Below are 24,082 nucleotides of genomic sequence, written 5' to 3' on the forward strand. Positions count from 1 at the left end.
TTGCTTTTTTGCCTTATTTTCTTTTGAAAACCCACCCCCTAGCCCCGATAGAAGTGGAAATCCTTTTGCTTTTTCCTTTAAAAAGCAAAAGATTGAAACCAATAGCGGGAGAAAGCTACTAAATATGCCAAATTCCAAATTCCAAACCTCAAAGCTTCGACTTCGATCAGCTGGACAAAATCACTCCTTATATATAGGAACAGAAACAACAAACCCGACAGGTTGAAAAAACCTGTCGGGTTGTGGAACGGAATTCTTCCTTATATATTAGGTAGTGTGAATTTCTACTTATATGGGTACACTAATTTAAACTATCAATTACTTGTTTAGTAATTTCGATGCTTTTTAACTTGGCTTGATGATCGAAGATTGGGCTGGTTACCATTAGTTCGTCGATTCTGGCGTAATCGATGAACTTTTTAAGATCTGTTGCTAATTGTGCTTTGTTTCCTGTAAAAGTACATGCGGTCATTTGGTTGACATGAAAGCGTTCTTCTTCGCCCATAATATCATCTAGAGAATCTACAGGCGGCTGCAGGCCTTTTCTATCGTTTCGAATTAAATTCAAAAACATTTGATACAAACTCGTAGATAACCTTTCGGCTTCTTCGTTTGTATCTGCCGCAACAATATTGACACACGCCATGGTTTTTGGTTTATCTAAAGTATTTGACGCCTGGAAATTTTCGCGATAAAACTCAAATGCCTGTATCATTTGTCGCGGAGCAAAATGTCCGGCGAATGCATACGGTAATCCATAGGCTGCAGCAAGAGCAGCGCTGTCCATACTTGAACCTAAAATCCAGATTGGAACACCTGTTCCTTCTGCTGGAAATGCTCTTACTTTTGCTGTCGCATTTTCGGTCGAGAAGTAATCCTGAAGCTTCGTTACGTTTTGCGGAAATCGCTGTGCTTGTTCAAAAAAGTCTTTTCGGATAGCTTCGGCCGTTGGCTGATCTGTTCCGGGAGCTCTTCCTAAACCTAAATCAATTCTACCCGGATAAAGTGTTTCTAAAGTTCCAAATTGCTCTGCTACTATTAAAGGAGAATGATTGGGTAACATGATTCCACCAGAACCTACTCTAATGTTTTGTGTTTGACTCGCAATGTAACCAATCAATACAACTGTAGCCGAACTGGCAACATGTGCCATATTGTGATGTTCTGCAAGCCAAAATCGCTTGTATCCTAAATTATCTGCTAATTGCGCTATGTCTTTTGTTTTTTGAAATGTTTCTTTGGCATTACTATCCTGAGTAATGATAGCGAGCTCTAATAATGAGACTGAAATTGGTTTTTTCATATAAAAAAATGCTAGAATACAAAACTACTTCATTTACATGGATACCTTTCGTTTTCTGTTGTTAATAGATTTATAATATTTCTTTCGACTAGAAAATACATTTTTCAATAATCTATTAGCATAATTGCCTTTAACTAATAGAGACATAGATTCTATATTTATAAAAATATTTCACTTCATTCAAGAACGTCACAAAAGATTTATATTTGCTCCTCTGGAGCTTTTTGATACCTGAAATTTACATTTACCAGAAACATTTTACTCCACTGGAGCAATTTCAGAAAAAACAGGAAGCTTTACTTTTTTAAACCTGAATTCCCCCCTCCTTTTTTTCTTCAAATTTATCCCACAATTCGTAAGTCAAAAGATTTAAAGACTAAATTTGTATTTCGAAATGCACTACTCGATTTAACAATATCCCCAAATGACACATAAAATTTTAATTATAGACGACGAAGAAAAACTAAGAAGTCTGCTCGCACGCATTATCAAATCGGAAGGATTTGAAGTGATTGAAGCCAAAGATTTAAAATCCGGTTTTAAGAAACTCGAACAAACCGATATTGATGTCGTTTTATGTGATGTAAAATTACCCGACGGAAATGGTGTTGACTTTCTACAGCATATAAAAGCAAGTTTTCCTTTGATTGAAGTTATTTTACTAACAGCTTTCGGAAATATTCCGGATGGTGTTCAGGCTATGAAAAATGGTGCTTTCGATTATATCGTAAAAGGCGACGATAATGATAAAATCATTCCGCTACTTTACAAGGCTGTCGAAAAAGTACATTTGCAAAAAAAGGTAAAACAACTTGAAAAACGCATTGGTGACAAATATTCTTTTAATACAATTATTGGAAAATCGAAAGGCATCGAGCAGATTATTGATTTAGCTAAAAAAGTAGCCAAAACCGATTCAACTGTTTTACTAACAGGCGAAACCGGAACCGGAAAAGAGGTTTTTGCGCAAGCCATTCACGAAAACAGTAACCGTGTCGGTAAATCTTTTGTGGCCTTAAACTGCAGTACTTTCAGCAAAGAAATCCTGGAAAGCGAACTCTTCGGACACAAACAAGGTGCTTTTACCGGAGCTTTAAAAGACAAAAAAGGTTTTATCGAAGAAGCCAATGGTGGTACTTTATTTCTGGATGAAATTGGAGAAATGCCCATTGAGCTACAAGCTAAATTGTTGCGCGTTTTAGAAACCAGCGAATACATTCCGCTTGGTGATACCACTCCAAAAAAATCAAATTTCAGGTTGATTGCCGCAACAAACCGAGATTTAAAAATAGAAAGCGAAGAACACCGTTTTCGTTCCGATTTGTATTTCCGACTCAATATTTTTGAGATTACACTACCGCCATTACGAGAAAGAGTAAAAGACATTGCGCTTTTGACACACTCTTTTGTCAAGCAATTTTCTGAGAAAACCAATAAAAAAACATTGCAGGTAACCGATGATTTCATTCAAAAATTAGAACATTATTCGTGGCCGGGAAATATTCGTGAGCTTAAAAACATCATTGAAAGATCGGTTATTTTGAGCAGCAACGATACGCTGACTTCAGATGTTTTACCTTACGAAATGCAACATGAAAAAGAAAAAAACACCAAACAAATGTCGGCTTTTTCAATGCAGAGTGTTGAAAAACTACACATTCAGAAGGTTTTAAATTACTCAAAAGGCAACAAGGCCGAAACGGCACGCTTACTCGAAATCGGGATTGCAACTCTGTATAGAAAATTAGACGAATATGGAATTCAGTAGTAATGTGGCAATGTGAGATGTTGTTTGTGAAATGTTAGATGCGAAATTTTGAGTTTTTTCAAATCGCTTTTCACTTTTCACAAACAACATTTCACATCTTACAAATAACAAATCACCTTATCATTTCAATAAAAGCTTATCATTATGATAGGCTTTTTTTGTGCCTTATTTTTGGCACAAAACCATAATTTACTTACCAGCAACACTTTAGCTATTATCCTGTAGTTTAGGTCTAACTTTTGGCATAAGAGGGAAGAACACAAAAATTCATTCTCATGAAAAATCAAGTCACTTCAATCTACAAACAAGCTGATCGCTTTGCTGAGATAACTAAAAAATCAATAATATCCGGCAATATTGTTCGCGCAAAAAAATGCCTGGCACTTGCTGAACGCCTATTCATCAACGGAAGTATCGAAACTAAAAATGCCATTTCGAATGTGTATGTTTTCTCGGTTTCTTCTTTTATGGAAATGCGTCACTGTAATATCTCACATCTTTTTCCACAAACGCTTAAAGCAGAATATATCCGACAAGTTAATACTTCAGGAGTCTAATTTTAGTAAAATGTACACTGTAAAAGGTAAAAGGTGAAATGTAAAATGAAACCATATCCACAACTAACATCTCACAAATAATATTTCACAAATCTAAAATCTAATAATCTATGTTAATCACATTTCTTTTGCTCGGACTGGGCGCCCTACTCTTTGCCATCTGTTTTAAATCAGTTGAATTTTTTGAAAAAATATAAATCATGACTGCACTATTTATTGTTTCGATTGCCGTTTTTGGCTATTTGGTTTATGTATTAATTAAACCTGAAAAATTTTAATGATGTTACAAGTTATAAGTGAGATGTTGGATGTTATACATCGATCTCCTTTTACAAATCACATCTGACATTTCACTAAAATTAAAAAAAATTATGAATACAGAATTATTAGGTGTCATTGGTATTTTTATCCTCACGATAGTTTTAGCCATTCCCTTAGGAAAATATATTGCTAAAGTTTATTTAGGTGATAAAACGCTTTTTGACCCAATTTTCAATCCAATTGAAAAAATTATCTTTAAAATCAGCGGTATCAATTCCACTGAAGAAATGAACTGGAAACAACACTTAAAAGCCCTTTTAAGTATCAATATGATTTGGTTCTTTCTTTGCTTCTTTATCTTATTATTCCAGGGATCGTTGTTTTTAAATCCCGATAACAACCCGTCAATGAGTCCGGATTTGGCCTTTAATACAGCCATTTCATTTGTTGTCAATTGTAATTTACAGCATTACTCTGGCGAAAGCGGTGTTTCTTATCTGTCACAAATGTTCCTAATGTTCCTTCAATTTGTTTCTGCCGGTGTAGGACTGGCCGCCGCTGCGATGGTTTTCACTGCAATGAAGGAAAGAACAACCGAAAAACTAGGTAACTTTTACAATTATTTTATCAAAAGCTGTACGCGTATTTTATTGCCTCTTTCGGCTATCGTAGCAGTTGCTCTATTGTTTAGCGGAACTCCTATGACGTTTGAAGGAAAAGATGCGATTACAACTTTACAAGGTGATACCGTAGAAGTTTCCCGCGGACCTGCCGCAGCATTTATTGCAATTAAACATATCGGTACCAATGGTGGTGGTTTTTTTGGAGCCAATTCAGCACATCCCTTAGAAAACCCAACTTACTTTAGTAATGCTGTTGAGTTATGGGCACAATTAATTGTTCCGTTTGCCATGATTTTTGCCTTAGGTTTTTATCTGAAAAAAAGAAAATTATCTTATGTCATTTTTGGTGTTATGACGGTTGGATTCCTGTTACTGGTTATCCCAACGGTAATGAGTGAAATCAACGGAAACCCTGCTATTGAAAAAATGGGAATCGCTCAAACAACCGGGGCAATGGAAGGAAAAGAGGTTCGTTTAGGGCCAGCCATTTCAGGTTTCTGGAGTATTGCCACAACTGTAATTTCTACAGGTTCTGTAGATAGTATGCACGATAGTTCAATGCCGGTTTCTGGTGCTATGGAATTGCTTGCCATGATGGTGAATGCGTTTTATGGCGGTTGCGGTGTTGGTATTCTAAACTTTTACATCTTCATTATTCTCGCGGTATTTATTTCCGGATTAATGGTAGGACGAACACCTGAATTTTTAGGAAAAAAAATTGAAGCACGGGAAGTTAAGATTGCCGCTTTCATCGCAATTCTTCATCCTTTATTAATATTATCAGGAACAGCTTTAGCCTCTTATTTTGCTGCAAATGATACAGCTATGGGATGGTGGTTTAGCGGAAACGCGACAGGCTGGCTCAACAATCCGGGACATCACGGATTCTCAGAAATGTTATACGAATATACTTCAAGTGCAGCTAACAATGGTTCTGGTTTTGAAGGTTTGGGAGATAACAATCCGTTCTGGAATATCACTACAGGAATTGTTTTATTGTTAAGCCGTTTTATTCCAATCGTTGGGCCACTGGCTATCGCAGGTTTACTGGCAGGTAAAAAATACATCCCGGAAAGTGCAGGAACTTTAAAAACAGATACTACAATCTTTGGAATAATGGTTTTTGCCGTAATCGCAATTATCGCTGCTTTATCATTCTTCCCGGCGTTGGCACTTGGACCTTTAGCAGAATATTTCACACTAAAATAATTCGTTTCTCAATGCTAAACGATGTTTTTTAAACACATAGAAACATAGATAAAATGAATTCAAAAGAAAATTAAAGAAAACTCATTTTTTCACATAGCTCTGTGAATGTATGAAAGTAAAACGTCCTTAATCTCAAAAGAAAGAATCTATGTTTCTATGTGTTAAAAGAAACAGTCAACTAATAAATAATATAAAAAAAATGACTCACAATAAATCCACATCATTGTTTGAAAGTAAGCAGGTAAAAGAAGCTTTAGTGCAATCTTTTGTAAAGCTTAATCCAAAAATGATGATCAAAAATCCGGTAATGTTTACCGTAGAAATAGGAACCGCCATTATGTTTGCTGTTTGTGTTTCCATCTTAATGGGAGCTCAGGATCAGGGTAGTTTCATTTACAACCTGATTGTATTTTTAATTTTACTGGCTACGCTTTTGTTTGCCAATTTTGCCGAAGCCATTGCTGAAGCGAGAGGAAAAGCACAAGCCGACAGTTTAAGAAAAACAAGGGAAGAAACTCCGGCCAGACAGATTTTAGCTAACGGAGACATCAGAAACATCAGTTCTTCTGAACTGAAAAAAGGTGATATCTTCGTTTGTGAATCAGGTGATTTAATTGCAACTGATGGTGAAATTATCGAAGGATTGGCCACTATAGATGAAAGTGCCATTACAGGAGAAAGTGCTCCTGTGATTCGGGAAGCCGGAGGTGACAAATCATCTGTAACCGGTGGAACAAAAGTATTATCAGACAAAATAAAAGTAATTGTAACGTCGGAACCTGGCGAAAGCTTTTTGGACAAAATGATTGCTCTGGTGGAAGGTGCAAGCCGTCAGAAAACGCCAAACGAAATTGCATTAACCATTTTATTAGCCGCATTTACTTTAATCTTCGTGATTGTGTGCGTTACGCTAAAACCGTTTGCCGACTATGCAAATGCACCCATCACGATTGCGGCTTTCATTTCTTTGTTTGTCTGTTTAATTCCAACTACAATTGGTGGTTTACTTTCTGCCATTGGAATCGCGGGAATGGACAGAGCTTTACGTGCCAATGTAATTACAAAATCAGGAAAAGCGGTTGAGACTGCCGGAGATATTGACGTTTTACTTTTGGATAAAACCGGAACCATAACAATTGGAAACAGAAAAGCAACAAATTTTTATCCTGCTAAAGGTGTTTCAGAAGAAGATTTTATAAAATCTGCCGTGCTAAGTTCATTGGCAGATGACACTCCGGAAGGAAAGAGTATCGTGGAATTGGCTGGAGCCGAACTTGCCAATAAATTATCTATTGAAGGTGCTACTTTAATTAAATTTACCGCAGAAACCAGGACTTCCGGAGTTGTTTTAAAAGACGGAACCAATATTAGAAAAGGAGCTCAGGATGCAGCAAAAAACATCGCACTTCAAGCCGGAAACTCTTTCCCTGAAGATATTGCTCAAAAGGTAATTGATATTTCATCTAAAGGAGGAACGCCACTGGTAGTTATTAAAGACAATCAAGTTCAAGGGGTTATCGAATTACAGGATATTATTAAAACGGGAATGAAAGAACGTTTTGACCGTTTGAGAAAAATGGGAGTTAAAACGGTAATGGTGACCGGAGATAATCCGCTTACTGCGAAGTTTATCGCCGAAGCTGCCGGTGTTGATGATTTTATTGCCGAAGCGAAACCTGAGGATAAAATGAATTACATTAAAAACGAGCAGAATCTGGGTAAACTAGTTGCCATGATGGGTGACGGAACCAACGATGCTCCTGCTCTTGCACAAGCTAACGTGGGTGTTGCCATGAACAGCGGAACACAGGCCGCTAAAGAAGCCGGAAACATGGTGGATCTTGACAATGATCCAACGAAGTTAATCGAGATCATCGAAATTGGAAAACAGTTATTAATGACTCGTGGTACGCTGACTACTTTCTCCATTGCCAATGACGTAGCAAAGTATTTTGCTATTGTTCCTGCCCTTTTCATCACGGCAATTCCAGCTTTGGAAGGTTTAAATATCATGCGTCTGCACAGTCCGGAAAGCGCCATTTTATCGGCCGTAATTTTTAATGCGGTAATTATCCCAATATTAATCCCTCTAGCGTTAAGAGGTGTCGATTATAAACCAATCGGAGCAAGTGCCATCTTAAAAAGAAACCTGTTGATTTATGGTTTAGGCGGTTTGCTTGTCCCTTTTATCGGAATTAAGTTAATTGATATCGTTGTTGCTCTCTTCATGTAAATAAAAGTTACTAAGAAACTAAGTTGCTAAGGTTGTAAGTTTTTTTCCTTAGCATCTTAGAAACTTAGCAACTCAGAACCTTAAAAATAAAAATAAAATGAAAAATATATTTTCACTATTCAAGCTGACGCTGCTAACCGTAATTCTGTTTGCAGTTATTTATCCTCTTGCAATCTATGGAATCGCACAATTTGCTCCAAATCAAGGAAAAGGAGAAACGATTTCGGTTAACGGAAAAGTGGTTGGATACCAAAAAATTGGTCAGAAATTCGATAAATCCAATTATTTCTGGGGACGACCTTCGGCTGTAGATTATAATGCTGCCGGAAGTGCCGGAAGCAATAAAGGACCAAGTAATGCCGAATATCTGGCTTTGGTTCAAAAAAGAGTGGATACGTTTTTAATCGTTCATCCCTACCTGAAAAAATCTGAGATTCCTGCAGATATGGTTACAGCTTCAGGAAGCGGTTTAGATCCGAATATTTCGCCACAAGGTGCTTTGATTCAGGTGAAACGAATTGCCAAAGAAAGAAAATTAGATGAGGCTAAAGTAAAAACTTTGGTAGAATCTAAAATCAATACTGCCGTTGTAGGTCCGGAAACAGTTAATGTACTGGAACTGAATATTGCTCTTGATCAATTGAAATAGAGGCACTGAGGTGCTAAGGTTCTGAGGTTCTAAGGATCTGAGATACTAAGGTGCTAAGGCACTAAGTTTTTTTTCTTCTAACAGATTTTAGAAACCTGTTAGAATATAGAGTCAATTATAATACAAAACCCCTTTTTGCCCCAAATAATCTAGCCCCGATAGTAGTGGAAATCCTTTTGTGTCCGCCGCGGCGGACACAAAAGATTGAAACGGATAGCGGGATTAGCTCCTAAAAAATCTACTAAATAAATAATTGAATACCACAAAATGAAAAAAATTATACTTACCGCTTTAATCGCTTTTGGTTATAGCAACTTACATGCTCAGGAAGAATCAAAAAGTCCGTTTACATTTTCAGGATACGTAGACGTTTATTACAGCTATGATTTCGGAAAACCGGATAATCATACCCGTCCGGGATTTATTTACAACTACAATAGAAGTAATGAAATGAACATCAATTTAGGATTGGCAAAAGTGAACTACAGTAAAGGCAATGTTCGCGGAAATTTTGCTCTGATGGCCGGAACTTACGCCGAGTACAATCTGGCCGCCGAACAGGGTTTGTTAAAAAATGTATATGAAGCAAATGTGGGAGTGAAGATTTCTTCTTCTCATAATTTATGGGTTGATGCGGGAATTATGCCATCGCATCTTGGTTTTGAAAGCGCGATTGGAAAAGATTGTCAAAATCTAACCCGAGGTATTCTGGCTGAAAACTCTCCTTATTATGAAACGGGAGTTAAAATTGGCTACACGTCTGAATCCGGAGAATGGTATCTGGCCGGGATGTATCTGAATGGCTGGCAGCGTATCCAAAAAGTAAAAGGCAATCAAACTCCTGCTTTTGGAACTCAGGTTACTTACAAACCATCAGACAAAGTGGTACTGAACTGGAGCACTTATGTTGGAAATGAGCAACCGGATATTGACAAAAAATGGCGTTATTTTAATAATTTTTACGGGCAATTTAAAGTAACTGATAAAACAAATATTACTGCCGGTTTTGATGTTGGAACACAACAATCGGTTAAAAATAGTACTAAATACGACGCCTGGTTTTCTCCAATTTTGATTTTACAATACAAACCAACTGATAAAATTCAGCTTGCAGCCCGTGGCGAATATTATAGTGATGAAAAAGGAGTAATTATTGCAACAGAAACTCCAAATGGTTTTAAAACTTACGGATTTTCAGCTAACTTTGATTACTTAGTAACTGATAATGTAATGTTTAGATTAGAAGCAAGAAATCTTTCCAGTAAAGATCAAATATTTACAAAAAACAATCTTCCAACGAATACGAACGCGTTTGTAACGACTTCGCTGGCGATTTCTTTTTAGCCTTAGGCAATAAGCTTTAAGCAGTAAGCTTTCGTCTTACTGCTTAAAGCCTACAGCTTATTGCTTAAAGCAAAAAATATGGAAAAAGAAAATAATGCACAGCACTTTCTCGATTTAATTCAGAAATCACGAAAGGGAAAGTTTAAAATCTACATTGGAATGAGTGCCGGTGTGGGTAAAACCTATCGGATGCTGCAGGAAGCACATTCGTTATTAAAAAACGGAATCGATGTAAAAATTGGTTACATCGAAACGCACATGCGAAAAGAAACGCATGAGCTTTTATCTGGTTTGCCTGTGATTCCACGGCGAACCATTTTCTATAAAGGGAAAGAGCTCGAAGAACTCGATGTACAGGCGATAATTAACCTTAGACCCGAAGTTGTCATTGTCGATGAACTCGCACATACCAACGTTGAAGGAAGCAAAAACGAAAAACGCTGGCAGGATGTTCTGGAGATTCTGGAAGCTGGAATCAACGTAATATCGGCAGTAAATATTCAGCATATTGAAAGTTTAAATGAAGACGTTAAACGCATCACAAGTATTGATGTACAGGAACGTATTCCGGATAATGTTTTACGATTGGCCGACGAAGTCGTAAACATCGATTTGACTTCTGAAGATTTGATTGCACGCCTAAAAGAAGGAAAAATTTATACGGCAGATAAGATTCAGACCGCTTTGGCTAATTTTTTCAAATCAGAACAAATTTTACAATTGCGTGAATTGGCTTTGAAAGAAGTAGCCAGCCAGGTAGTTCGAAAAGTAGAAAACGAAGTACCTCAGCTACATGCTTTAAGACACGAAAAATTACTGGCCTGCATTAGCAGCAACGATAAAACAGCAAAAATTGTAATCAGAAAAGCAGCGCGTCTGGCAAGTTATTATAACGGATCCTGGTATGTTTTGTATGTAGAAACTCCGAAAGAAAGCAGTACCAAAATTGCATTGGACAAACAACGGCATTTGATTAATAATTTTAAACTGGCTGTTCAGCTGGGTGCCGAAGTAATTAAAACAGAGAACCAAAATATTGCCGACGCTATTTTAATGACGGTCGAAGAAAAACATATTACAACTGTCTGTATCGGAAAACCGCATTTAAATTTATTTAAAGTAATTTTGTCTACAACAATTTTCAGACGTTTATTGAATAGCCTGTCTTTATCAAATGTTGATCTTGTTATATTATCCTAAAATGCGAAATGTTTTATGTAAAATGTGAGATGTTTTTGTGAAATACATTTTACATTTCACAACGAACTTTTTACTAGAAAAAGCAAAAAATGAGAATTAAAACCAAATTGAATCTGGGAGTCGGATTGTTATTTTTAATGATTATTATACTCTCTTTAGTGAGCGGATATGCTGTTTTTTTGATAAAAGCAGATACCGAGAATATTCTGAAAGCGAATTACAATACGCTGGAATATTCCAGAAATATGATTTTATCTTTGGACGAAATCAAAGTGAATACTGATAGTACGATTCATACTTTTAAGGAATATCTTGAAAAACAAACCCGAAACGTTACAGAACCCGGAGAAAAAGAAGCCACTGCTAAACTGGAAAATGACTTTGCCCTTTTAGAAAAAAATGGTTCTAATGAAACCGTGAAAGCACAAATCAGGCAGGATATTTTTTCGATTATGAAACTCAATCTGGATGCCATCAAGCAAAAGGGTGATATTGCCAAACATACTGCCGAAAATGCCAATTTATGGATTGCCATTGTGGGAACACTCTGCTTTTTAATCGCCTTTAACCTGCTGGTTAATTTGCCCAATAATATTGCCAATCCAATTAAGGAATTAACCCAGAGTATTAAAGAAATTGCCAATAAAAATTATTCCGAACGGGTACATTTTACCAATCACAACGAATACGGTGACCTGGCAAAATCCTTTAATACAATGGCGCAAAAACTCCAGGAATACAACAATAGTAATTTGTACAAATTATTCTTCGAGAAAAAACGACTCGAAACCCTCATCAATAACATGCACGACCCTATTATTGGTTTAGACCATGAAGGTGTGATTTTGTTTGTGAATGATGAAGCTCTGAAAATTATCGGAATGAAACTGGAAGATGTTATTGGTCAATCCGCTTCAACTTTGGCTGTCTCCAATGATTTAATTCGCTCTTTGATTCTGAAAGAACCTGCAGCCGATTCTCAGAAAAAACATCCAATGAAGATTTTTGCCCACGGAAAAGAAAGTTATTTTGATAAAGAAACCATCAACATCACCATAACTCCAACAGGCGAAGAAAAAGAAATTAATATTGGAGACGTAATCATCCTGCGAAATATTACCTTATTTAAAGAACTTGATTTTGCAAAGACTAATTTTATTGCAACCGTTTCACACGAATTAAAAACGCCAATTGCTTCTATAAAACTAAGCCTTCAATTGCTTCAAAACAACAAAACAGGCGAAATGAACGACGATCAGAAACAACTTGTAGAAAGTATTAAAGAAGACAGTCAGCGTTTATTGAAGATTACAGGCGAATTACTTAATTTATCACAATTAGAAACCGGGAATATTCAGTTAAACATTGAGAAAAGCAATCCTTATTCGATTGTAAATTATGCAACCGAAGCCGTAAAAATTCAGGCCGAGCAAAAACAAATCAAACTCATTGTTGAAGCCAATGAACACCTGCAAGATGTAAAAGCCGACAGTGAAAAAACAGGATGGGTTTTGATTAATTATTTATCGAATGCGATTACCTATTCGTCTGAAAAGAGTACGATTATCATCCGGTTAAAAGAGGAAAACGATCAAATTACATTTGAGGTTATCGATACCGGAAAAGGAATTGATGCCCGCTATAAAGACAAAGTCTTCGATAAATATTTTCAAATTCCGGGAAGTCAGAAATCAGGAACCGGATTGGGTCTTGCCATAAGTAAAGAATTTATTGAAGCTCAAAACGGAACTATTGGTGTTGAGAGTAATTTGGGATTAGGAAGTACGTTTTGGTTTTCGCTGAAGGTCTAATCCAGAAAGACATAGAGAGCGATAAATCATAAAGATAACGCTCCTCCGGAGCTTAATTAGGGCTCTCTTTTATAAAATAATATGAATAAAAAGAAATCCGTGTAGATCCGTGTTTTCGCATTAGCGAATCTGCCTAATCCGCGTACAATTTATACGCCTCTAATGGAGTCGAAGACCTTTTCCACTGTAAAGCCCTTCGACTTAACCCAAAGTGATCACACAAAGCGGTATAATATTTAGTCAATCTTAATTCAATTCTCTATTTTAAAGCTACCGGGTTAATATTCGCTTAAGGTTCAGTTAAACCAAAAATACTTAGGTCAGACATACGTTATTATTGCAACTTTTAACAATAACGAAGATGTTTTACAAAGCGATTTCTCTGGTATTTTTATTTGTTTTTTTTGGTGCCAATGCACAGCAAAATGATTCTATAACAAAAATTGACAGTACTTCACGACAATTAAAATTCAATTACAAGCAACTAATCATTCCGGGCGTTTTAATTGGTTATGGAGTAATTGGACTTGAAAGCGACCAACTTTTAAGTTTTAATCATCAAATCAAAAATGAAGTTACTGAAGATATTGACAACAAAATCACTATTGATGATTTCTCTCAATATGCACCGGCTGCTTCCGTTTATGCCCTGAATGCTTTTGGTGTGAAAGGAAAGAATAATATACGGGATCGGTCTGTCATTTTTGTAACTTCATACGTTATCATGGCTTCGACAGTTTTGGGTTTAAAATCGATTTCACATGTAGAAAGACCTGATGGAAGCTCAAAAAACTCGTTCCCTTCCGGACATACGGCGACTGCTTTCGCCGGAGCGGAGTTTTTATGGCAGGAATACAAAGACAAATCGATTTGGTACGGAATTGCCGGTTATGCTGTAGCAACCGGAACAGGGCTTTTCAGAATTTACAACAACCGTCATTGGTTAACGGATGTTGCTGCCGGAGCCGGAATCGGAATTTTGAGTACCAAAATTGCCTACTGGATTAATCCCTACATTACCAAAAAATTATTTAAATCATCTTCTGAAAATAAATCAACTTCTATGGTAATGCCGTTTTATAATGGTAAACAATACGGATTGGGGTTTGTGAAGGTTTTTTAGTTTTTTTTCCACAAAGACGCTAAGACGTAAAATTTATTTAGAGCGGCAGAATAAAAGTTTTTTTTGCCACGAATTACACAAATTTTCGCGAATTGTATTGATTGTAGTTTGAATAGAAATTTGTGATAATTTGTGTAATTCGTGACAAAAAACTAGAAAAAGCTATTCAAAATTCCTTCTAATCTGTACAATCTGTGGCAAAAAATTACGTATTCGCCGTATTATTCTTAATCTCCATTACCTCTCTTTTTACCTCCAGAAGTAAATCTTTCATACTTTGAGATTCTGTCTGTTCATGGCGTTTATCACTTCTTCCAATATTACATTCGTATTCCCAGATTTCTAAGATATCTGAGGCTTTCACTTCATAATTTGGATAAAAACGATTATCAGATTCTAAAACCAAAGTATTCTTTTTGTTTTTATTCAGACGTTTGTAAACCATTCCTTCATTTTTGGTAATCAGGATATACGTCTTACCATCCATCACCTCTCCCAGCCTTTCTACATAACGGCCAATAATAATAGATCCGTCTTCATGTGGTGGCATCGAATCGCCTTCTACAGGAAATCCGCGATGTTTACCCGGACCTAAAAACGGAAGAGAGACTTGTTGTAAACTTTCAATATACTCCGGATCGGCATATCCGTTTAAGTAACCTGCTTTTGCTCGTTGAGATACAATTTCGATATAATTCTCCCCAAAACGGTCTACTTGTATGGGTAGAATAAGTCGGTTGCCTTCCAGTTTTATCAAATTTTCTATATCAATCTTTCGTATATCGACAGACAATAGTAAGTCAATACTCGTATGAAAATATAAAGCAATTTGTTTCAAGATATCGTACGGCGCCTCAGAGGTTCCGTCCTCGTATTTAACATATCTTCCTCGGGTAATCTTTAGGTTCTCAGCTAATTTCTCCTGCGATATTTTATGCTTAACCCTCAATGCTCTGATGTTATCTGAAAATAAGGACATAATTAATTTGTTATAATTTGGAACAACAAATATACAAAAAAATGTTATCATCTGTACTAATTTTGTTTACTACAAAAACAAGAAAATGGCAAGGGCAATTGTACACATGGATCTGGATACCTTTTTTGTATCCTGTGAAAGACGCACCAACTCTGAACTAAACGGAATTCCGCTTATTATAGGCGGTGGAGACCGTGGTGTTGTGGCCTCATGTTCCTATGAAGCCCGTAAATTTGGAGTCCGTTCTGCCATGCCGATTCGTATGGCATTAAAACTTTGTCCAGACGCAAAAGTCATGAAAGGTGATATGGAATTGTATTCGCAATTATCACATGATGTTACACAAATCCTTCAGGAAAAAGCACCCGTTTTAGAAAAAGCCAGTATCGATGAGTTTTATCTCGACATTACCGGGATGGATAAATTTCACGGCAGTTATAAATGGACCAACGAATTGGCACAATCTGTAATTAAAGAAACCGGATTACCCATTAGCTTTTCATTGTCTATTAATAAAACGGTTTCTAAAATTGCAACCGGAGAAGGCAAACCAGTAGGAAAGCTCGAAATTCCGGAACAAGAGGTGCAAGACTTTTTAAATCCTTTATCGATTCAGAAAATCCCAATGGTTGGAGCGGTTACTTTTCAGCTTTTGTCCAGAATTGGCGTTCGTAAAATTCAGACTCTAGCCGAAATGCCTGCCGAGATTTTACAACAAATGATTGGTAAAAATGGTCTGGAACTCTGGAAAAAAGCACACGGAATTGACCACACTCCCGTTGAACCCTATACCGAAAGAAAATCAATATCTACCGAAACCACTTTTTCTCAGGATACAATCGACATTGCAAAACTGAAAAGAATACTTTTAGGAATGGTCGAAAAACTGGCTTTCCAGCTTCGGGCCGAGCAATGGCTAACCTCAACGGTTACGGTTAAAATACGCTACGCTAATTTTGATACCGAAACCAAACAGTGCAGAGTGGCTTATACCTCAGCCGATCATATCCTGACCAAAAATGTGACGGAACTTTTTGAAAAAGTCTACCAGCGCCGAATGCGACTTCGCCTGATTGGCATTCGCTTTAGCGGATTGGTGCGCGGAACCTACCAAATTGATCTTTTTGAAGACACTCAGGAAATGTTATCACTTTATGAAGCGATGGATAAAATGAAAAAACGTTATGGTTTTGACGCCGTAATGCGCTGTGCCGGAGCTTCTTTTAAACCTAATACTAAAGACGATATTTTAAAACGAACCAAATAATGCATCTTAATTGTCATTCATACCATTCATTACGTTACGGCACAATTCCGCTTAAGGAATTGGTTGATCAGGCCGTTTCCTGTGGTATAAAAACAATGGCGCTTACAGATATTAATACCGTTACCGGAATTTATGATTTTATAAAAGCATGTCAGGAAAAAGGAATTAAACCTTTAGTTGGGATGGAATTTCGATCCAATCATGAATTTCGATATATTGGGTTAGCTCAAAATGCAGAAGGTTTAGCCGAAATGAACCGCTTCTTAACAGAACATAATTTCAGCGGAGAACCATTGCCTTTAATTGCTCCCGAATTTAAATCCGTTTTCGTGATTTATACCTTAGAAAATGCTCCTAAAGTTCTTCGCAAAAATGAATTTATCGGTATTCGTCCTGAAGAAGTTTCAAAGCTTTTTACATCTGAACACAAAAATAAAATGAATCAGATGGTTGTTTTGCAGCCTGTCACTTTTAGAACTAAAACAGAACACAATCTGCATAAAATTCTTCGGGCAATTGACACCAATATTATTTTATCTAAACTAACAGAATCTGATTACTGCAAAGCTTCTGAAATGCTGCAACCTTTGGAATCTCTTTTGCCTTTTTATGAAAAATATCCTGAAATCATAACCAATACTCAGAAAATTATTGATTCCTGTAATTTTGAATATGATTTTGGAGTTCCAAAAAACAAAAAATTCTATACTAATAGTCGTCAGGAAGATTTAGAAAAACTGACCGCCCTGGCTTGGGAAGGATTCAAAAACCGTTATGAAGACGAGAACCAGGAAGCAAAAAAACGTGTCGAAAAAGAACTGAAAGTTATCGATGAATTAGAATTCAGCGGATATTTCTTAATCACCTGGGACATTATTCAATACAGCAACCGTCAGGGTTTTATGCATATTGGTCGCGGAAGCGGTGCAAACAGCATTATCGCCTATTGTCTCGGAATTACAGACATCTGCCCTATTGAACTGGATTTGTATTTTGAACGTTTTTTAAACCTCAACCGCAAAACTCCTCCCGATTTTGATATTGACTGGAGCTGGCAGGAACGAAATATAATTCTGGAATATATCTTCGGAAAATACGGTAAAAATCATGTTGCTTTTTGCGGTACGAATGTCGAATTCAAGTACCGATCTATTTTTAGAGAAGTTGGAAAAGTTTTCGGGCTTCCAAAAGAAGAACTGGATATGCTGGCTAAAAATCCCGAAGAGCTTCACGAAACCAATAAGATCGTAAAACAGGTTCAGTATTATGGTCGTATGCTCGGCAAATATCCAAACCAGCGCAGCATGCACGCCTGTGGCATTTTAATTTCCGAAGAACCTATTACGAATTATACTCCTTTAGAAATGCCTCCAAAAGGATTTCCGATTGTATTGTTCGACATGCATATTGCAGAAGAGATTGGTTTTGAAAAATTCGACATCCTGAGTCAGCGAGGTATTGGTCATATTGACGACAGCGTAAAACTCATTGCCAAAAACCGGGGTATAAAAGTTGACATTCGCAATACTTCCATTTCTAAAGACGAAGCTTTATGCAATATCTATTTGGCTCAGGGAAAAACGATTGGCTGCTTTTATATCGAAAGCCCAGCCATGCGTGGTTTATTACGCCGACTGAATTGTGATAATTATAAAATTCTGGTGGCGGCTTCCTCTATCATTCGGCCCGGTGTAGCACAATCCGGAATGATGAAAGAGTATATTTTTCGCCATAATAATCCAACCCAGTTTGAGTATTTTCACGAGGTCTTCAGGGAGCACCTCGGTGAAACGTATGGTATTATGGTCTATCAGGAAGATGTGATTAAAATCGCGCAGCATTACGGCGGACTTCCCGCTGCTGACGGCGATATTCTACGTCGTGCCATGTCCGGAAAAGGAAGATCTCTGGAAGCTTTGCAAAAAGTAAAAGATAATTTCTATGCGAGCTGTGCTCAAAAAGGACATCCGGAAATGCTGAGTCAGGAAATTTACCGTCAAATTGAATCTTTTGCCGGATACTCTTTTTGCAAAGCGCACTCGGCTTCTTATGCCGTAGAAAGTTATCAGAGTTTGTTCCTGAAAGTTTATTACCCTGTAGAGTTTATGACCGCAGTAATTAATAATCAGGGCGGATTTTACAGAACCGAAGTTTACGTACACGAAGCGCGTATGTCAGGCGGCAACATACACAACCCCTGTGTGAATAAAAGCGAATATCAGACTACTTTATATGGTACAGACATTTATCTTGGCTTTATGCATCTGCAAAGCCTGGAGTCTAAAACGGCTCACTTAATCGAATCGGATCGGGAGAAAAACGGGGCTTTTCTTTCTTTGGAGGATTTTATCAACCGAATTCCTATTGGCATTGAGAGCATGAAAATTCTAATTTTTATAGATGCTTTTCGTTTTACAGGAAAAACCAAAAATCAGCTTTTGGTCGTCGCAAGTTTACTTCTTAATAATTTCAAACCCGAAAACACAAACCTGAGGCTGATACAGGAACCGGTAAAGGAATACAAACTTCCTACTCTGGAACGTTCTTTATATGAAGATGCTTTTGATGAAATTGAACTATTAAGCTTTCCTGTATCCTGTACCGTTTTTGATCTTTTACAAACCAAACACCGTGGTGATATTATGGCCAAAGATTTAGTAGCCCATCATAAAAAACAAGTCCGCATGCTCGCTTACCTCATCTCAAGAAAACAAGTTCCTACTAAGAAAGGAACGATGTATTTTGGTACCTGGATCGATCATGAAGGCACTTATTTTGATACTGCACATTTTCCTGATAGTCTCGCAAACTATCCTTTTCAGGGTGGCGGCTGCTATCTTTTATTAGGAAATGTCGAAGTCGATTATCATTTTCCAACCATTACAATAACCAAAATGGCCAAAATGCCTTTTATTCCGGATCCGCGCTATATGGATGCTAAAGATCAGTTTAAAACACAACGCCAAATTAAAGAAGATGTTAGTCCAACGCATCGGGACCCTTATCCGCAAGGACATGAGATTAATTTGCCCCGGCACCGAATGAAATTTTAGTTTTCAATAACAGCCGTCACAGTTTCCAGCCAGATAAATAGTCATTAAAAAATGCACACTGAAACTGAGACTGGAAACTAAAAAGAAATGAATCTACGTTATATAAATGAGATGAAAAAAACAGAATATGCCATAGTCGATATCGAAACCACAGGCGGAAATGCCAGTGGCAGCTGCATTACAGAAATTGCCATTATTATTCACGATGGTGAAAAAGTAATAGACCGCTTTGAAACGCTTGTGAACCCACAACAGGAAATACCTCCTGCTATTTTTGCTTTAACGGGTATTAACAATGAAATGGTCGCTAATGCGCCAATCTTCGATGATATTTCAGAGAAAGTGCTAGAGATGCTTACGGATCGAATCTTCGTCGCTCATAATGTCAATTTTGATTATTCATTTGTTCGTCATCAACTTGAACAAGCAGGCTTTAAATGGACAGCAAGAAAGTTATGTACCGTTCGCGCAGCCAGAAAAATCAGACCGGGTTTCCCTTCCTATAGTTTAGGAAAACTTTGCAATTCACTCGACATCCCTTTAGAAAACCAGCATCGTGCCGGCGGAGATGCAGCCGCTACTGCCATATTGTTTTCGCGATTACTCGAATGGGACGATGAAGGTCATATGGAACAAATGATCAAAAACACGGCACAAGATCAGCGTTTACCTCCTAACCTTCCGCCAGAAGATTTTAATAATTTACCGGAAAAACCGGGTGTATATTATTTTTATAATGAGGTAAAAAAAGTAATCTACGTGGGAAAAGCGGTTAATATAAAAAAACGTGTTGCCTCTCATTTTAGCGGTCACAAAATTAATCCGCAAAGACAAAACTTCTTACGGGATATTTATTCCATTTCCTATGAAGTTTGTGGCAACGAGTTAATGGCGCTGCTATTAGAATGTACCGAAATCAAACACCTTTGGCCAACGTACAACAGGGCTTTAAAACGATTTGAACCAAAATTTGGCTTGTACCAATATGAAGCCCGCAACGGATATAAATATCTGGCTATCGGAAAACTCAATAAATTTCAATCGTGTATTGAGCATTTCAGTAGTTTATACGAAGCAACAAATATACTACGGGGCTTAGCAGAACGATTTGAAATTGATTATCGATTTTGTAAATATTCAAAACCTGAAGAAGGAGAACTATTTCAAAATAATGATGCAAAAGATTTGCCGGATGCCTTCCTCCATAATGAGCAAGTCGACAAGGCTATTGATTTTTTATTAAGCAACAGACCCACTTTTGCCATTATAGAAAAAGGAAGAACAGCGCACGAACGCAGTTGCATTTGGATAGAAAACGGCCATTTTTATGGCATGGGATATATTCCGTTGGATGTTGCGATTACTGATCCTTCGGAAGTAAAAAATTATACCACGCCTTATAAAAGCAATCAATACATTGTGCAATTGATTTTTGCTTATGCAGAGAAAAATCCCCGAAAAGTTTTTTTCAACAAAAACTTGCTAACATCAAGGATATAAAACGAATCTAATTTTTAAAATAGAGCTATAAACTTAAAGTATTGACTTATGACACTATTTAGCGATACCGAATTATTTGCCACAGGTTTGAAAGGAAAAAAAATATTTGACCTGCCTGATGCAGAACTTATTTTGATCGATAACTTTTTTACCAAAGAAGAATCTGATCGTTTTTACGAAAAATTACTTCATCAAACTAAATGGAGAGAATATGAAATGGAAATGTATGATAAAATTGTTACAGCCCCTCGAATGATTTCCTGGTACGAAGATAAAGATAATGCGGGAGCAGATCAAAATGGCCCTGACTGGACTTATGAATTGTTAACGATTAGAGGCCGTGTTGAAAAAGAAACCCAGCTTGATTTTAATAGTCTGTTACTTAATTTATATCGAAATGGTAATGATGGTGTTTCCTGGCATAGCGACAAAGAACATAACTCCGGACCAAACCCAATTATAGCTTCGGTTACTTTTGGAGAAACCCGAATGTTCCGATTACGACATAAATTCCGAAAAGAAATTCCACAAGTAGAAATTCCGCTACATCATGGTTCTTTTCTATTAATGTCCGGAACGACCAATAGTTTTTGGCAACATCAGGTTCCAAAAACTGCTCGTGATGTTTTACCAAGGATCAACCTGACCTTTAGAAGAACGGACAGAAAAAGTTGATTTTGTAAAACTTGTCCTGAAATATAATAACTCAAAAGGCGTTATTTCTACTGTAAAATAGTGTAGAAAATTCCTCCTCAAAAAGTTAAAATACTCAGTGTATGAACCTTTTATTAGGCAAACCCTATCTTTTTTACTACTTTTGCAACCTTTTTTTACATATACATTACCACAATGGCTTATTCAAACAATGATTTAATGCGTTTTTTAGATGCGCAAAACAAACTTTATCTTACTGCTCTTTCTGAAATAAAAAAAGGAAAAAAGGAGACACACTGGATGTGGTTCATTTTTCCTCAAATTAAAGGATTGGGTAAGAGCGATACTGCAAATTATTATGCCATTAACGATCTAAAAGAAGCAACCGAGTTTTTAGAACACCCTATTTTAGGAAAACACCTTATCGAAATTTCAGAGCTATTTTTGACTTTTAAAAGAAAATCAGCCGATGGAATTTTAGGTGATTTAGATGCGCGTAAATTACGTTCGTCTATGACACTTTTCTCTTTGGTAGAAAATACAAATCCTGTATTTCAGGAAATCTTAGATGCTTTTTTCTCAGGAGAAAAAGATCCTCTTACTTTGTCTATTATTAATTCATCTATAAAATCTTCTGTTGAAACTGAAATGGTATAATTTCCATTTTCAATACATTAGATCATTTCAATTAAAAACACTACGTTTTTTTGCTTTTTGCAAATTAGTAGTGTTTTTTTTGGCCCACAGATTTTACGGATGAAACGGGTTTGTACCGATTTTTTATTACTCGAAAGAAACCATAAAAAAATGCCTTGCTTAAAAGCAAGGCATTTATATTTTGAAATAAAATCAAAGTAAAAAAAGAAAACCTGCGTTAATCCGCTTGATCCGTAGAACCCGCGGGCAAATTCACACCGCATTTAAACTTAGAACCTTAGTATCTCAGCACCTTAGTACCTCCTTTTAAACTTCTTTCGGTTTCGTCAAGTAATACACCGGAATTCCCGTTAACATGATCAAAACTCCCCATCCGCAGGTTGAGAATTTTGTAAGCAACAACGAAATACAAATTGCAGTCGCAATCACAATGTACAGCATTGGTAAAAATGGATATCCAAAAGCTTTATATGGTCGTTCAGCTTCCGGCATCTTTTTTCTCAAAATGAAGATTCCATAAATAGTTAAAATGTAAAAAATCAATACAATGATAATTACAAAATCTAACAAATCACCATACTTCCCTGTCAGACACAAAGCCGAAGCCCAGAAACACTGTGCCCATAAAGCCCAGCCCGGAACACTTGATTCATTCAAAACGGCCGCTTTTTTAAAGAAAAGACCGTCCTTGGCCATGGTATAGTATACTCTCGCACCCGCCATAATTAATCCGTTGTTGCACGCAAAAGTCGAAATCATAATCATGATCGCAATAATCAGCGTACCAATATTACCAAAAATATAATGCGAAGCCACTACTGCTACACGATCTGATTTAGCTGTGGCAATCTCGTCTAACGGAACTACCGCTAAATACATCAAATTTGTCAAAACATAAATAATCGTCACAATAAAAGTTCCTAAAAACAAACTGAAACCGACATTACGCTTTGGGTTTTTAATTTCACCAGCAATAAAGGTAACGCCATTCCAGGCATCACTTGAAAATAACGAGCCCACCATCGCAGCCGAAATTCCACTAATTAAAGCTGTTCCGCTAATAGGCAGCCATGAGCCGCTTTCTGCATTATAGGTACGTGTTGCCCAAGCATTTTCTCCCCAATTGGCATCCCAAATCGAAGCTTTTGCGCCTAATGTTAATCCAAAAACAATTAATCCCAGTAAGGATAAAATTTTGATAATAGTAAGAACAGTTTGCAGAATTTTTCCATTCTTCACACCACGGCTATTAATCAACGTTAATACAACAATTGTAAAAATCGAAACCAGCTGAGCCGCGTTGAGCTTAAAAGCCCCCAATTCATAAAGTATATTTTCGTCACTCAGTGGCTCGTACAAATAAGCGGCAAACTTTGAGAAAGCCACTCCAACCGCAGCAATCGTTCCCGTCTGGATTACGGCAAAAAAACTCCAGCCATACAAAAAGGCAATTAGTTTATTGTAAGCTTCCTTTAGGTACACATATTGTCCTCCTGCTTTTGGGAACATTGCGCTAAGCTCACCGTAACTCACAGCAGCTATTACAGTAATCAATCCCGAAAGGAGCCAAATTAACGTTAACCATCCTGCCGAGCCTACCTGCCTGGTGATATCGGCGCTCACAATAAATATTCCTGATCCAATCATAGAACCTACCACAAGCATGGTTCCATCTAATAATCCGAGTTCTCTTTTAAAATCTCCCTGGTCGTTTTCTTGCATAATTTTAGTTTTTGGGTTGGTTAAAGATATACTTTTTTCTTAAATTTTAGATTTCAAAATTCAAATCCAAAAATCTAAACCCTAAAAAATCAAATTCCAAATTCTAAAAATCTAAAGTAAATTGGGCGTGTCCCTACGGGTCGGGCTTTCGGCTATATCTTTTGTTTCG

Annotated in this window: 18 protein-coding genes; 15 read left to right on the plus strand and 3 right to left on the minus strand. The window is 37.0% G+C overall.

The window, feature by feature from the left end; all coding sequences use genetic code 11:
* Nucleotides 1-301: 301 nt before the first annotated feature.
* On the minus strand, nt 302-1,303 hold the full coding sequence (locus FLA105534_RS01460) for an LLM class flavin-dependent oxidoreductase (protein ID WP_173964276.1): 1,002 nt from the start codon (nt 1,301-1,303) through the stop codon (nt 302-304).
* A gap of 424 nt (nt 1,304-1,727) precedes the next feature.
* Here FLA105534_RS01460 and FLA105534_RS01465 point away from each other — a divergent pair, with 424 nt between their 5' ends.
* From FLA105534_RS01465 to FLA105534_RS01510, 10 genes are all read left to right on the plus strand, one after another.
* Entirely contained in the window at nt 1,728-3,071 is a 1,344-nt protein-coding gene (locus FLA105534_RS01465; RefSeq protein ID WP_173964277.1) for a sigma-54-dependent transcriptional regulator, read from the plus strand.
* A 275-nt stretch (nt 3,072-3,346) separates the two neighbouring features.
* On the plus strand, nt 3,347-3,628 hold the full coding sequence (locus FLA105534_RS01470) for a DUF7674 family protein (RefSeq protein WP_173964278.1): 282 nt from the start codon (nt 3,347-3,349) through the stop codon (nt 3,626-3,628).
* Between the two features lie 200 nt (nt 3,629-3,828).
* Nucleotides 3,829-3,906, plus strand: a complete 78-nt coding sequence (gene kdpF, locus FLA105534_RS01475; protein WP_073075461.1) for a K(+)-transporting ATPase subunit F — start codon at nt 3,829-3,831, stop codon at nt 3,904-3,906.
* Between the two features lie 93 nt (nt 3,907-3,999).
* Nucleotides 4,000-5,721, plus strand: a complete 1,722-nt coding sequence (gene kdpA, locus FLA105534_RS01480) for a potassium-transporting ATPase subunit KdpA (protein WP_173964279.1) — start codon at nt 4,000-4,002, stop codon at nt 5,719-5,721.
* Between the two features lie 199 nt (nt 5,722-5,920).
* Nucleotides 5,921-7,954, plus strand: a complete 2,034-nt coding sequence (gene kdpB, locus FLA105534_RS01485) for a potassium-transporting ATPase subunit KdpB (protein WP_173964280.1) — start codon at nt 5,921-5,923, stop codon at nt 7,952-7,954.
* A gap of 97 nt (nt 7,955-8,051) precedes the next feature.
* Nucleotides 8,052-8,603 (plus strand): K(+)-transporting ATPase subunit C, encoded by a 552-nt coding sequence (locus FLA105534_RS01490; protein WP_173964281.1) that lies wholly within the window; start codon nt 8,052-8,054, stop codon nt 8,601-8,603.
* Between the two features lie 267 nt (nt 8,604-8,870).
* Nucleotides 8,871-9,947 carry a porin gene (locus FLA105534_RS01495; protein WP_173964282.1) on the plus strand — a complete coding sequence of 359 codons (1,077 nt, stop codon included), beginning with the start codon at nt 8,871-8,873 and terminating at the stop codon, nt 9,945-9,947.
* Nucleotides 9,948-10,025: 78 nt separating this feature from the next.
* Nucleotides 10,026-11,147, plus strand: a complete 1,122-nt coding sequence (locus tag FLA105534_RS01500) for a sensor protein KdpD (RefSeq protein ID WP_173964283.1) — start codon at nt 10,026-10,028, stop codon at nt 11,145-11,147.
* Nucleotides 11,148-11,236: 89 nt separating this feature from the next.
* Nucleotides 11,237-12,958 (plus strand): sensor histidine kinase, encoded by a 1,722-nt coding sequence (locus FLA105534_RS01505; RefSeq protein ID WP_173964284.1) that lies wholly within the window; start codon nt 11,237-11,239, stop codon nt 12,956-12,958.
* 361 nt (nt 12,959-13,319) lie between these two features.
* Complete coding sequence (locus tag FLA105534_RS01510; RefSeq protein ID WP_173964285.1) at nt 13,320-14,081, plus strand: phosphatase PAP2 family protein; 762 nt, start codon at nt 13,320-13,322, stop codon at nt 14,079-14,081.
* A gap of 205 nt (nt 14,082-14,286) precedes the next feature.
* Here FLA105534_RS01510 and FLA105534_RS01515 read toward each other — a convergent pair whose 3' ends face one another.
* A complete protein-coding gene (locus FLA105534_RS01515) occupies nt 14,287-15,060 on the minus strand; it encodes an XRE family transcriptional regulator (protein WP_173964286.1) in 774 nt (257 codons plus the stop codon).
* An 85-nt stretch (nt 15,061-15,145) separates the two neighbouring features.
* On the opposite strand from FLA105534_RS01515, the gene dinB reads away from it, so the two are divergent.
* The 5 genes from dinB (at nt 15,146) to FLA105534_RS01540 (ending at nt 22,191) form a co-directional block, all read left to right on the plus strand.
* Complete coding sequence (gene dinB / locus FLA105534_RS01520; protein WP_173964287.1) at nt 15,146-16,327, plus strand: DNA polymerase IV; 1,182 nt, start codon at nt 15,146-15,148, stop codon at nt 16,325-16,327.
* Entirely contained in the window at nt 16,327-19,380 is a 3,054-nt protein-coding gene (locus FLA105534_RS01525) for a DNA polymerase III subunit alpha (RefSeq protein WP_173964288.1), read from the plus strand. Before dinB ends, FLA105534_RS01525 begins: the two co-directional genes overlap by 1 nt.
* Before the next feature lie 111 nt (nt 19,381-19,491).
* Nucleotides 19,492-20,880 carry an exonuclease domain-containing protein gene (locus FLA105534_RS01530; RefSeq protein ID WP_173964304.1) on the plus strand — a complete coding sequence of 463 codons (1,389 nt, stop codon included), beginning with the start codon at nt 19,492-19,494 and terminating at the stop codon, nt 20,878-20,880.
* 48 nt (nt 20,881-20,928) lie between these two features.
* On the plus strand, nt 20,929-21,555 hold the full coding sequence (locus FLA105534_RS01535; RefSeq protein ID WP_173964289.1) for an alpha-ketoglutarate-dependent dioxygenase AlkB family protein: 627 nt from the start codon (nt 20,929-20,931) through the stop codon (nt 21,553-21,555).
* 174 nt (nt 21,556-21,729) lie between these two features.
* Nucleotides 21,730-22,191: a DUF1810 domain-containing protein gene (locus FLA105534_RS01540; protein ID WP_173964290.1), complete on the plus strand. Its 462-nt coding sequence runs from the start codon at nt 21,730-21,732 to the stop codon at nt 22,189-22,191.
* A gap of 306 nt (nt 22,192-22,497) precedes the next feature.
* Here the strand turns inward: FLA105534_RS01540 and FLA105534_RS01545 are convergent, their stop codons facing one another.
* Nucleotides 22,498-23,913 (minus strand): APC family permease, encoded by a 1,416-nt coding sequence (locus FLA105534_RS01545; protein ID WP_173964291.1) that lies wholly within the window; start codon nt 23,911-23,913, stop codon nt 22,498-22,500.
* Nucleotides 23,914-24,082: the final 169 nt, after the last annotated feature.

Source organism: Flavobacterium collinsii, from assembly GCF_902804485.1.
GTDB classification, from domain to species: domain Bacteria; phylum Bacteroidota; class Bacteroidia; order Flavobacteriales; family Flavobacteriaceae; genus Flavobacterium; species Flavobacterium collinsii.

What these genes read in the sequence shown, in the direction of transcription:
- FLA105534_RS01460 (WP_173964276.1), bottom strand. Translation starts at nt 1,303, where the DNA reads ATGAAAAAACCAATTTCAGTCTCATTATTAGAGCTCGCTATCATTACT.
- FLA105534_RS01465 (WP_173964277.1), top strand. Translation starts at nt 1,728, where the DNA reads ATGACACATAAAATTTTAATTATAGACGACGAAGAAAAACTAAGAAGT.
- FLA105534_RS01470 (WP_173964278.1), top strand. Translation starts at nt 3,347, where the DNA reads ATGAAAAATCAAGTCACTTCAATCTACAAACAAGCTGATCGCTTTGCT.
- kdpF (WP_073075461.1), top strand. Translation starts at nt 3,829, where the DNA reads ATGACTGCACTATTTATTGTTTCGATTGCCGTTTTTGGCTATTTGGTT.
- kdpA (WP_173964279.1), top strand. Translation starts at nt 4,000, where the DNA reads ATGAATACAGAATTATTAGGTGTCATTGGTATTTTTATCCTCACGATA.
- kdpB (WP_173964280.1), top strand. Translation starts at nt 5,921, where the DNA reads ATGACTCACAATAAATCCACATCATTGTTTGAAAGTAAGCAGGTAAAA.
- FLA105534_RS01490 (WP_173964281.1), top strand. Translation starts at nt 8,052, where the DNA reads ATGAAAAATATATTTTCACTATTCAAGCTGACGCTGCTAACCGTAATT.
- FLA105534_RS01495 (WP_173964282.1), top strand. Translation starts at nt 8,871, where the DNA reads ATGAAAAAAATTATACTTACCGCTTTAATCGCTTTTGGTTATAGCAAC.
- FLA105534_RS01500 (WP_173964283.1), top strand. Translation starts at nt 10,026, where the DNA reads ATGGAAAAAGAAAATAATGCACAGCACTTTCTCGATTTAATTCAGAAA.
- FLA105534_RS01505 (WP_173964284.1), top strand. Translation starts at nt 11,237, where the DNA reads ATGAGAATTAAAACCAAATTGAATCTGGGAGTCGGATTGTTATTTTTA.
- FLA105534_RS01510 (WP_173964285.1), top strand. Translation starts at nt 13,320, where the DNA reads ATGTTTTACAAAGCGATTTCTCTGGTATTTTTATTTGTTTTTTTTGGT.
- FLA105534_RS01515 (WP_173964286.1), bottom strand. Translation starts at nt 15,060, where the DNA reads ATGTCCTTATTTTCAGATAACATCAGAGCATTGAGGGTTAAGCATAAA.
- dinB (WP_173964287.1), top strand. Translation starts at nt 15,146, where the DNA reads ATGGCAAGGGCAATTGTACACATGGATCTGGATACCTTTTTTGTATCC.
- FLA105534_RS01525 (WP_173964288.1), top strand. Translation starts at nt 16,327, where the DNA reads ATGCATCTTAATTGTCATTCATACCATTCATTACGTTACGGCACAATT.
- FLA105534_RS01530 (WP_173964304.1), top strand. Translation starts at nt 19,492, where the DNA reads ATGAAAAAAACAGAATATGCCATAGTCGATATCGAAACCACAGGCGGA.
- FLA105534_RS01535 (WP_173964289.1), top strand. Translation starts at nt 20,929, where the DNA reads ATGACACTATTTAGCGATACCGAATTATTTGCCACAGGTTTGAAAGGA.
- FLA105534_RS01540 (WP_173964290.1), top strand. Translation starts at nt 21,730, where the DNA reads ATGGCTTATTCAAACAATGATTTAATGCGTTTTTTAGATGCGCAAAAC.
- FLA105534_RS01545 (WP_173964291.1), bottom strand. Translation starts at nt 23,913, where the DNA reads ATGCAAGAAAACGACCAGGGAGATTTTAAAAGAGAACTCGGATTATTA.